This is a genomic window from Streptomyces sp. TRM68367 (genome assembly GCF_014495685.1).
In the GTDB taxonomy this organism is placed as follows: Bacteria; Actinomycetota; Actinomycetes; order Streptomycetales; family Streptomycetaceae; genus Streptomyces.
On the sequence record NZ_JACTVI010000139.1, the window covers coordinates 1 to 11,253 of the forward strand.

An 11,253-nucleotide genomic window follows, 5' to 3' on the forward strand; every position below is an offset into this window, starting at 1 on the left:
CCGGGCGCGTCCGCAGCGGACGCGCCCGGCCGGGGGTGTGGTTGGGCTAAAACACGACCGCGCAGGCGGGCGCGGCCGGTCCGCAAGCCGGCGAGAACAGCTTACCGAGCCACCACGCGGTCGTTCCGAGCGCGGCAACGCCCGCTCCGACCTTGACCGGTTCCGGGACCGTGACCGGCGCCGGATCCGGGTGTGTGGTCCTCATGTAGAACGCCTGGTACGTGACGACTCCCGGACCGCTTCCCTCGAAGAAATCGGAGTTGTCGAGCTCCAGGAACTGTCCGCGTTTCGCCCCTGGGCCGATCAGCGGGTGTGGCAGCGGGAACCCGGGCTTGATGTCAAGACCCTTGTACCGCGGGTCCTTCTTCATCGCGTTGATGTACCACTGGACATCGAACTTCCCGTAGGCCTCGGCAGGCGGACGGCCACCGGTCCAGGGCATTTCAGCCTTGTGCTTGAGCTCCCAGACATAGAGCGTGTTTCCGTCCTGATAGGTCATATCGGCCGCACCTTCGTTACCGGTGCCTTCCTTGGACCCGCCGGCGATGGGCGCTTCCATCTGAACACGCCATCCACCCGACGCCCCGTACTTGGCGGTCGCCTGAGCCTCCAGCCAGTCCCACATGATCAGCTGGGCCATGAAGTGCTGGGTGCTCCAGCTGCCGCCAGCGGCGGCCGCGGCGGCAGGCTGTGAGGTGACTGGGCACGGGCCAATGAAACCGGGGGTACCGCACCCACCGCTGCTGGTACCGGTCTTCGATGTCGAGCCGGAATTCCGGCCGACCGTGACGGCATTGCAACCACTGATGCCTTCACACATGGCATCGACCGACGTATGACCGTCGAGTTCGATTTCAGAACTGGGGTTTCCGCCGCCGAACGCGTACCGGTTACCGGTGTAGGGGTCGGCGCCGAGGTTCATGTCGGCGAGGGCGCCGTTGTACATGTCCCGGGTGGTGAAGCGGTTGAGGCCCGGATTGTAGTTGCGGAAGCCCATGTCGTAGGTGCCGGACTGGGCGTCCCAGCGCTTGGCGTTGTAGCGGTAGGGGTTGTAGGCCTCCTTCGTCGGGTCCGTGCTGCTCGGCTTGTCGATGCCGGTGAACTCGGACGTGTCGTCGGATCCGTACGCCGTGTAGCCGTACGTCGCCTTCGTGTCGCCGTTCTTGTCCGTGAGGGTTTCGACGTCGGTGTGGCTGTTGTAGCCGTAGTAGCCGTCAGAGGTCGTGCCGTCGCTGTTGTGGGTGACCTGTGACAGGCGTTCGCCCCACGGGCTGTACTGGTAGGACTTGGTGACGGCGCCGGCGACCTTCTCGTCCAGGACCTGGTTGGACAGGCCGAGGTAGTCGTAGTCCGTTGTCTTGCTGTTCGCCGTCTTGGAGACGGTGCGGTTCAGCGGGTCGTACGCGTATGTCGTGGACTGCATCGTGCCCGTCGAGTCCGTCTTCTGGGACTCGGTGACGTTGTCGAAGCCGTCGTACGTCGTGCGGGAGATGATCTGCCCGCTGGAGGTGACCGACTCCTGGCGGCCGAACGGGTCGTAGTTGTAGTCCGCAGTCACGCCACCGGCTGTGGCGGTCAGCAGGCAGTTGCGGTCGTAGGTGAAGGTGCTGGTGGTGCTGTCGACGGTCTGGCTAGTGACGTTGGCGTTGTCGTCGTGGACGTAGGTGTTGCTGGTCGCGCCGTTACCCGTCTTCACCGTCTTGGCCAGGCGGTCGGCCGGGTCGTAGGTGTAGTCGGTGGTGGAGGAGAGATACGCGGTGTGGTCGTCGGCGTTCATCTTCTTCGCCACGTCCTGCGCCTTGTTCCCGTTGGGGTCGTAGGCGTAGGTGTGCGAGGCAACGAGGGTGGTGCCGTCGGACTTGTTCTCCGTGGTGGACTTGATGGGGCCGTCGAGGTAGTAGGTGGAGTCGACGGTGTTGCCGTTGGCCTTGGTCTCCTTCAGTTTCTGGCCGCGGGCGGTGTACGTGTACGAGGTCACCTTCGGTGACGTGTCCGTGGACGAGGTGCCGACCGAGACGGTCTTGACCAGGTTGCGCAAGTCGTAGGTGTAGGCGGAGTACTGGCCGGGGTGGTCGACGGTCTTGGGCTGGCCGTCCGCGTTGTAGGTGTACGAGGTGGACGTCTTGGTCACCCCGCCGGCCAGTTCCGACACCTTCTGGACCTGGTTGAGGCCCGTGTAGGTGATGTCGTAGGTGTCGATGGATGCCGTGGACGAGGTGTCACCGATCGTCTTCAGGTTGCCGTTCGTGTCATAGGTGTACGTGAACGACTTCTGCTCGGTGTCGGTGTCGGCGGAGTTGTCGCGGACCAGTTTCACGCCGTCGGCGACGACCGTGCCACTGCTGTTCTCGAACAGCTGCAGCTTGGCGGCGTTGCCCTGCTTGAAGGCGTAGGAGCCGAGCGAGACCCAGGTGCCCGTGCCCTGCGTCTGGTCGACGGTCTTGTCGACCGTGCCGGCGGAGTCGGTGAGGGTGTACTTCGCGTTCGTGGCCGCGCCCGACACGGTCGGGAACTTCACGAACGCCTCGTACGTGCCGTCGGAGGGGATGTTCAGCGTCCACGTGAACGCGTCCGTGCCCGTGCCCGCCGCGTGCGTGAGGTGGTCGTAGCCTTCCTGGTCGCTGGCGTCACCGGACGTCCAGGTGCCCGTCTTGGACACGTTCTGGGTGTCGGAGTTGTCGACCAGGACCACGTCCTTGCCGACCGGCACACCGTCGTCGGAGCGGGACTTGAGCTTGCCGTCGGGGTAGTAGGACCAGTTCATCGTGCGGTTGGAGGATCCGCCCGCCGACGTCAGCGTCCGGGCCGTCTGCTTGCCCAGGTCGTTGTAGTCGTAGGTGGTGGTGATGGACCACGGGTCCGTGGACGACTGCACCCAGCCGTTGTCGAAGTAGCTGTAGTTGGTGGTGTTGCGGACCGTCTGGCCGTCGGAGGGCGGCAGCGATGTCGACTTCACCCGGCCGACCGCGTCGTAGCTGGTCTGGGTGTAGACGTTGGGGTCGTTGTAGCGGGCGTCGTTCGGGTCGTAGGGCTGGTACTTCTTGACCGGGCGGTTCAGCGCGTCGTAGTCCGTGCGCTGGGTGAACGCGTCCGTCGAGCCCGCCGCCACCGACCGGGGCGTGAGCACCTTGGTGACGTTGCCGACCTGGTCGTACTCGTACTTCGTCGTCCGGTACGTGATCGGCGAGGTGCCCTCGTGCGGGACCTGCACCTTGGTGGTCTTGCCGCGCTCGTCGTAGGTGATGAGCGTGGTGTTGTTCTCCGCGTCCGTCGTGGAGACGACCAGGCCGTCCTTGTCGTAGGACTTCTTCGTCGTCTTGCCGGCCGCGTCCGTCACCTGCGTGACCCGGTGGTCCAGGTCGTAGGCCGTCTTGGTCGTGTAGTCGGTGGTGTCCGTCGTCGCGTTCTTGATCGGGTCGATGACCGTGACGACGTTGCCGACGTTGTCGTACGCGTAACTGATCGTGTCACCGTTCGCGTTGACCACGGAGGTGAGCTGGTTGATCGGGTCGTAGTTGTTGGTGGTGACGTAGTCGGTGGTGTCCGACGTGGTCAGGGTGCCCTTGGGCTCCGTCGTCGTCTTGAGGTTGCCGACCTTGTCGTACGTGTAGGTCGACGTACGGTCGTCGGAGGTGGAGGTGTCCTTCGGGGCCGTGGCCGAGGTGATCTCGTCCGCCGCGTCGTACACCGCCGTCGACACCGCACCGTTCGGCGCCGTCGACGTCGTGACGTTGTCGTTGGCGTCGTACACCGGCGCCGGGGTCGTGACGTACACGCCCGTCCGCCTGGTCCTTGGGCACCGTCTTGACCAGCGGACGCCCGAACGTGTCGTACGTCTGCGTAGTCACCTTCTGGCTGGCGTCGGTGACCTGGGTGACCTGGCCGCGCTCGTCGTACACGTACGACGTCGACTTGTTCAGCGCGTCCGTGATGGTCGCCGGGTAGCCGGTCTGACCGAAGCCGCTGTACGTCGTCGGGTTGCCGTCGGCGTCGGTGGCGGTGGTCGGCTCGCCGTAGGAGTTGTAGGCGTAGGTAGTGCTCACGCCCTACTCGGCGGGCACGCCACCCCATCAGCGGTCTGGCCTTCCGGCCGACCAGCAGGGGCACGGTCTGACCTCAGAAGTCACGTGCTTCAGGCAAGCAAAGTGCTCACCTGCTGGCGGCTACGGCACCGAGTCTCTCTGACCGGCAGCTCCCATTAGGCACGCCTGTCTTGTTGTTCTCCGCGTCGCGCTGCCAGAGCGGGTAGCTGGTCTTCTGGTCGTAGCAGTACGCGGTCTTCGCCCCGTTGGCATCCTCCAGGTACGTGACGTTGTTGTCCGCGTCCCAGCTCCTCTTCGTGTCTGGGACTTGACGTTCGTCGTCTGGACCGGGCGGCCGAAGTCGTCCGTCACATACTTCACACATGTGTCACCGGTCACAGACCGACTACGGCAGGAAGCTCACACCACACGTACTTCCCCCGATTCCCAAACCTGGAGAGCGGCTGCCATCCCCATACGGCAGAACAGGCCCGCACGATCCCCAGCCCCCGCCCGTCCTCCTCGCGCGTCAGGTCGGCGCACTCTCCCGGAAACTCAGGCGGTTCGGGATCGGCATCCCACGCCCCGATCCGCAGCACGCCATCCACCCACCGGACACGCAGGGCGGCGGGCCCGTCCGTGTGCCGTACGGCGTTGGAGACCAGCTCGGCGGCGAGGATCTCGGCGACATCGACCAGGTGGATCAAGCCGTGCAGGGTGAGGATCAGGCGGAGAGTACGGCGGCTGACGGTGACTGCGCGGACGTCGTTCGGGATGTAAAGCGAGTACTCCCAGGAGTCGGTGCTCTTGGCTTTGTGCATGCGTCAACTCCGGTTCGATGGTGGGGTTTCGGAGAACTGATGCGGGAGGCCGGGCGGTGTCATTGCCGCAGCCGTCATGGCAGGACGGAGCGGTGCGCTTCCGGGATCCCAGTGATTCCGCAGGGTGTGCTGCGCGCCACCGACAGTAGACCTGGATTTAAAGGTCAAGCAAGCCGACCGCGTAATCTGACATCGAACGAGTCACACCTACAAGGGCATTGAGCCGAGGAGCAGCGCATGGCCGGATTGAGGCGTGAACCAACAGCACGCCAAGTGCGCCTTGGTGTCGAACTGCGCAAGATGCGTGACGCGGCAGGCCTCACGGGCCGCGAGGCAGCGGCAGCGCTCGGGGTGAGTTCCACACAGATCAACCAGATCGAGTCCGGCCTCTCCGGCGTGAGCGAGAAGCGCCTGCGCCGCCTTGCCGCCAATTACGCCTGTCCGGACGGCAAGTTGATCGACGCCCTGGTAGCCATGGCGACCAACCGACCCAGAGGCTGGTGGGAGGAGTACCGAGGCGCACTGCCGACGCCGTTCCTGGATCTGCCCGAGCTGGAGCATCACGCCCACTACCGGTGGGACGTGGAATTCCTGCACATCCCGGGCCTGCTGCAGACCGAGGACTACGCCCGGGCGCTCTTCTCCTACGTCAACCCGGAGTTCCCTGAGGACGACGTGGAGCGGTGGGTGGAACACCGCATGCAGCGCAAGGTCATCATCGAGGGCACCGCCCTGATCCCGTACGAGACCGTGATCCACGAAGCGGCCTTGCGCATCAGGGTCGGCGACCAGTCCGAGGCACGGACGCAACTCAACCGCGTCCTGGAACTCTCCGAGGCCGACAACGTCACCGTGCGGGTCATCCCCTTCGACATGAACGGCTTCGGCGGAGCCGGCAGCGCCATGGTGTACGCGGGCGGCCCCGTCCCCCCATTGGACACCGTGGTCCGCGACGGGCCGAACGGCCCGGTGTTCATCGGCGCCGAAGCCCAACTCAGGCGCTATCGAACACTCTTCCGTAGGGTAGAGGCTGTGTCACTCGCCCCCGAGCGCTCACGTGACTTCATCCACAAGCTGACCAAGGAGCTGTAAGGACATGACCACGCCCGACACCTGGCGCAAGTCCTCCTACTCGGGCGGTGGCCAGGGCGACGCCTGCGTCGAAGTCTCGGTCCGCCATCCCCACATAGCCATCCGCGACTCCAAGACCCCCACCCGAGCCACCCTCACCTTCCCCGCCTCGGCATTCGATGCGTTCATCACGGCACTGAAGCCGCCGGGTGCGGGACTGGAGCGTTCGTAACGCCCTCCACATGGAACGAGAACCCAACCAGTCGCGCACCGAGCCACGCAGCCATCCCGACGGATGCTGCATCCTCAGCGACGCCCAGACACACCACCTGGCGGCCCCGCCAACCGCGAGCCGCCGGCTCTCTGCCCCCTCGCCCAGCGGATCACGCCGTGCACCGAGGCCCGGCGCCCAGCATGGAGCAGGCGACCAAGCCAAGCAGCGCCGCCAAGGAATGCATGACGAGGTGCGGCGCGCGCGGGTTAGCAGGATGGCGTGCGCACCCGACGGCCCAAGATCCGAGCACGCATCGCACTGGATGCTGGCGGCTGCTCACCTGGCGTCCCGCGTCAGCAGGCATGGAGGAACGGGCATTCCACCTTCGCCGCGACAGAGACCGGGCCGAACTCCCGGTCGGCGAACACCCGGCAGATCAACTCCGCAGTGGACACGTCGAACCGGTGCCAGTCGGCCATACTCTGCGCGAAAGGATCCTTCTTCGGGAGGCCTGGGGGCAGAACAGGCGTCCACCTGCACCGTCATCGACTCCTTCAGGGCAGGAGACCGCGTCTCATATCGGCCCACCGGGTGAAGAGTTCAATGAACGGATGGTCTTCGTCGATCCTGGAGAGCAGATCCTGAAGTTTCTCCCGAGGGTAGTCGTCAACCATGAGCAGCAACTCCGACTGGAGTGCCCCGCGACGACGAATCGACGGCGTTTCCGGCGACTGGATCGCCGCGAGAAGGTTCTCCCGGACGAGCAGTTGGCGGATCCTCGGAACCTCGGCCACCAACGCTTCGCCAAGTACCTTCCCCACCTCGGCGCGGTTCCTGTCGCCAAAGGCCCATCTCGTACGGTCGACACCCCACGAAGCAGGGTCATGAGCCGCCGAATCCGGCGGCATCAAAGAGTAGGACGCCAGGGCTCCCGACTGGTTCACCTCGGGAACTCCGGCAACCATGTACTGCCGGTTCAAGAACTGCCAATAAGGCTCAGGAACGAACAGGCACGAGACATGAAAAACTACTGCACAGGGATCGATGCGCATGGGCGCGAAGCTTATGAACGCAACATCTCCGGAGTCACCGTCGAGTCTGTACAACTGCCCCTTCTTTCTGAAGCCAAGAGGCTTCAGCTTGGGCGTTACAAACTCTTTCAAAAAGTCGGACAGTTCCTTCACGGCCACCACCAGCTATTTCGATTATGCGGGAACCCCCGCGAATATACTATTCGCGGGGGTTCCGAACATCAAGCGGCCAGCCCATACCTGGTGAGAGCGGCCGCACCTGCGCCTGCGACTGCCTCCGGGCCCATCATGGTCGCGCCCGCGACCACTGCCACGCCGGCTAGCGTGAACAGCGGAATGACCAAGGGGTCCCACCCGCCGTTGTTGGACAGCGGCCTCGTTCCAACTCCCTCCTGATAAGCCGTACCCGGGTATTCACCACGACCGGGGCCCGCCGATGGATTCGGCGTCTGACTGGCGGCAGTTTGTCGCGCCGCTGCCATGGAGCTGTTGTTGTAGATCTGCTTGAACTTCTTGTTGGTGCCCCTTCCGTAAATGACCGCACCTTCCTCCGGTCCCATGACCTTGTCGCCGTTTCCGACCTCATAGGGCCCGCCGATCATCCAACCGAGGACTGCGTTTTCCCCCTGGGCCTTGAGACGGTTCACATACCACTGGGCCTCAGGTACCGCCTTGCTCGCCTCCCCGGCCGACTTGACCTCCCAGACATAGTAGACGTTGGCCTTGGCGTCGTAGCCGAGTATGTCGGGCGTGCCGAAACTGCAGTCGGGAACCGCGAGTCCTCGGTTCCTCCGCGGCGTCCCTCGATTGCCGTTGCGGGGGGACATGCACTCCTTGTTCGCCCCGGGAATGGCGCTTTGGTCCGCAGGCAGCACAGAGAAATCAGTCGCCCCGATGCTCGCGGCTTGCGCCTTGATTTCCTGGATTGCACGGGCCTGGGCCGTATTGTGCCGACTGGTCTTGTTCCCTGTCTTTCCGGGAAGTGCATTCCGGCCGATCGTGACGGCATTGCAGCCACTAATGCCCCCACACAAGGCATCAACCGACGTGTGACCATCGACTTCAATCCCCGAAATGGGATTTCCGCCTGTGAAGGCGTAGCGGTTCCCGGTGAAAGGATCAGAGCCAAGGCCCATGTCGGCGAGGGCGCCGTTGTACATATCCCGGGTGGTGAAGCGGTTCAGGCCCGGGTCGTAGTTGCGGAAGCCCATGTCGTAGGTGCCGGACTGGGCGTCCCAGCGCTTGGCGTTGTAGCGGTAGGGGTTGTAGGCCTCTTTGGTGGGGTCGGCGGCGTCGGGCTTGTCGATGCCGGTGAACTCGGAGGTGTCGTCGGAGCCGTAGGCGGTGTAGCCGTAGGTGGCCTTGGTGTCGCCGCCTGCGTCGGTGAGGGTTTCGACGTCGGTGTGGCTGTTGTAGCCGTAGTAGCCGTCCGAGGTGGTGCCGTCGCTGTTGTGGGTGATCTGCGACAGGCGTTCGCCCCAGGGGCTGTACTGGTAGGACTTGGTGAGGGTGCCGGCGACCTTCTCGTCCAGGACCTGGCTGGACAGGCCGAGGTAGTCGTAGTCGGTTGTCTTGCCGTTGGCGGTTTCCGAGGTGGTGCGGTCGAGGGGGTCGAAGGTGTATGTGGTGGACTTCATCGCACCCACCGAGTCCATCTTCTGGGACTCGATGACGTGGTCGAAGCCGTCGTACACGCTCCGGCTGATCACCTGGCCACCCGAGGTGACTGATTCCTGGCGGCCGAACGGGTCGTAGTTGTGGTCCGCCGTGTTACCACCCGCGGTGGCGGACAGCAGGCGGTTGCGGTCGTAGTTGTAGGTGGTAGTGGTGCCGCCGACGGCCTGGCTGATGACGTTGGCGTTGTCGTCGTGGACGTAGGTCTCGGTGTCCGCGCCGTTGCCGGTCTTCACCGCCTTCGCGAGACGGTCGGCCGGGTCGTAGGTGTAGTCCGTGGTTGAGGAGAGGTAGGCCGTGTGGTTGTCGGCGTTCATCTTCTTCGCGACGTCCTGCGCCTTGTTCCCGTTGGGGTCGTAGGCGTAGGTGTGCGAGTCGACGAGCGTGCCGCTGGGCTTCTTCTCCGTCGTGGACTTGACCGGGCCGTCCAGGTAGTACGTGTAGTCAACGGTGTTGCCGTTGCCCTTCGTTTCCCGGAGCTGCTGGCCGCGGTCGGTGTACGTGTACGACGTGACCTTCGGGTTGGTGTCCGTCGACGAGGTGCCGACCGAGACCGTCTTGACCAGTTCACGCAGGTCGTACGTGTACTTCGAGTACTGGTCGGGGTGGTCGACCGTCGCCGGCTGGCCGTCCGCGTCGTACATGTACGACGTGGCCTTCTTTGCCACGCCTCCGGCGGACTCGGTCACCTTCTGGACCTGGTTGAGGCCCGTGTAGGTGATGCCGTAGTTGTCGATCTGCGCGCCGGACGAATTGTCGTCGATCGACGTCAGGTTGCCGTTCGCGTCATAGGAGTAGGAGAACGTCTTCTGCTCGTTGTCGGTGTCGGCGGAGTTGTCGCGGACCAGCTTCACGCCGTCGGCGACGACCGTGCCGCCGCTGTTCTCGAACAGCTGCAGCTTGGCGTCGTTGCCCTGCGTGAAGGAGTACGACCCCAGCGAGACCCAGGTGCCGGTGTTCTGCGTCTGGTCGACCGTTTTGTCGGTCGTGGTGTCCAGACCGAGCAGCGACTTGTGCGAGATCGTGTACTTCGCCGTCGTCGCCGCGCCCGTGGCGGCCGGGAACTTGACGAATGCCTCGTACGTGCCGTCTGTCGGGATGTTCAGCGTCCAGGTGAAGGAGTCCGTGCCCGTGCCTGCCGCGTGGGTGGCGTGGTTGTAGCCCTGCTGGCCGGTGTTGTCCCCCGTCGTCCAGGTGCCGGTGGAGGAGGTGTTCTGGGTGTCGGAGTTGTCGACCAGGGTCACGTCCTTGCCGACCGGTACCCCGTCGTCGGAGCGGGTCTTGAGCTTGCCATCGGGGTAGTAGGACCAGTTCATGGTGCGGTTGGAGGAGCCGCCCGCCGACGTCAGCGTCCTGGCCGTCTGCTGGCCCAGGTCGTTGTAGTCGTAGGTGGTGTCGATGTCCCACGGGTCCGTGGACGACTTCACCCAGCCGTTGTCGAAGTAGCTGTAGTTGGTGGTGTTACGGACCGTCTCGCCTTCGGACGGCGGCAGCGACGTCGACGCCACCCGGCCGACCGCGTCATAACTGGTCTGCGTGTAGACGTTCGGGTCGTTGTAGCGGGCGTCCGCCGGGTCGTAGGGCTGGTACTGCTTGACCGGGCGGTTCAGCGCGTCGTAGTCCGTGCGCTGGGTGAACGCGTCCGTCGAGCCCGCCGCCACGGACCGCGGCGTGAGGACCTTGGTGACGTTGCCGACCTGGTCGTACTCGTACTTCGTCGTGCGGTACGTGATCGGCGAGGTGCCCTCGTGCGGGACCTGCACCTGCGTGGGCTTGCCGCGCTCGTCGTAGGTGATGAGCGTGGTGTTGTTCTCCGCGTCCGTCGTGGAGACGACCAGGCCGTCCTTGTCGTAGGACTTCTTCGTCGTCTTGCCGGCCGCGTCCGTCACCGCTGTGACCCGGTGGTCCAGGTCGTAGGCAGTCTTGGACGTGTAGTCGGTCGTGTCCGTCGTCGCGTTCTTGATCGGGTCGATGACCGTGACGACATTGCCGACGTTGTCGTACTCATAGCTGATCGTGTCGTTCGCGGCGTTCACGACCGACTTGAGCTGGTTGATCGCGTCGTAGTTGTTGGTCGTGACGTAGTCCGTCGCATCCGACGTCGTCAGCGTGCCCTTGGGCTCCGTCGTCGTCTTGAGGTTGCCGACCTTGTCGTACGTGTAGGTCGACGTACGGTCGTCCGAGGTGGAGGTGTTCTTCGGGGCCGTGGCCGAGGTGATCTCGTCCGCCGCGTCGTACACCGCAGTGGAGACCGCGCCGTTGGGCGCCGTCGACGTCGTGACGTTGTCGTTGACGTCGTACACCGGCGCCGGGGTCGTGACGTACACGCCCGCCGCCTGGTCCTTGGGCACCGTCTTGACCAGCGGACGCCCGAACGTGTCGTACGTCTGCGTAGTCACCTTCTGGCTGGCGTCGGTGAC

At 64.6% G+C, this 11,253-nt stretch carries 6 protein-coding genes and 1 pseudogene; 2 read left to right on the forward strand and 5 right to left on the reverse strand.

Annotation, left to right across the window (positions count from 1 at the left end; all coding sequences use genetic code 11):
• Positions 1-46: 46 nt before the first annotated feature.
• Positions 47-4,400 (reverse strand): annotated as a pseudogene (locus tag H8R17_RS41385) (RHS repeat-associated core domain-containing protein); the annotation flags it as partial.
• A 17-nt stretch (positions 4,401-4,417) separates the two neighbouring features.
• A complete protein-coding gene (locus H8R17_RS41390; RefSeq protein WP_187828353.1) occupies positions 4,418-4,843 on the reverse strand; it encodes an ATP-binding protein in 426 nt (141 codons plus the stop codon).
• Positions 4,844-5,080: 237 nt separating this feature from the next.
• Here H8R17_RS41390 and H8R17_RS41395 point away from each other — a divergent pair, with 237 nt between their 5' ends.
• Together H8R17_RS41395 and H8R17_RS41400 are read left to right on the forward strand one after the other, a co-directional pair.
• Positions 5,081-5,935 carry a helix-turn-helix transcriptional regulator gene (locus tag H8R17_RS41395; protein ID WP_187828354.1) on the forward strand — a complete coding sequence of 285 codons (855 nt, stop codon included), beginning with the start codon at positions 5,081-5,083 and terminating at the stop codon, positions 5,933-5,935.
• Positions 5,936-5,939: 4 nt separating this feature from the next.
• The gene (locus H8R17_RS41400) at positions 5,940-6,146 is read left to right on the forward strand and encodes a DUF397 domain-containing protein (protein WP_187828355.1); all 207 of its coding nucleotides are present in this window, start codon (positions 5,940-5,942) and stop codon (positions 6,144-6,146) included.
• A gap of 335 nt (positions 6,147-6,481) precedes the next feature.
• Here H8R17_RS41400 and H8R17_RS48085 read toward each other — a convergent pair whose 3' ends face one another.
• From H8R17_RS48085 to H8R17_RS48090, 3 genes are all read right to left on the reverse strand, one after another.
• Entirely contained in the window at positions 6,482-6,607 is a 126-nt protein-coding gene (locus tag H8R17_RS48085; RefSeq protein ID WP_262505921.1) for a hypothetical protein, read from the reverse strand.
• Between the two features lie 75 nt (positions 6,608-6,682).
• Positions 6,683-7,312, reverse strand: coding sequence for a DUF4304 domain-containing protein (locus H8R17_RS41405; protein WP_187828356.1), 630 nt, complete (start codon positions 7,310-7,312; stop codon positions 6,683-6,685).
• Positions 7,313-7,380: 68 nt separating this feature from the next.
• Positions 7,381-11,253, reverse strand: a 3,873-nt coding sequence (locus H8R17_RS48090; protein WP_316959698.1) for an RHS repeat-associated core domain-containing protein, incomplete at its 5' end; no start/stop codon positions are given.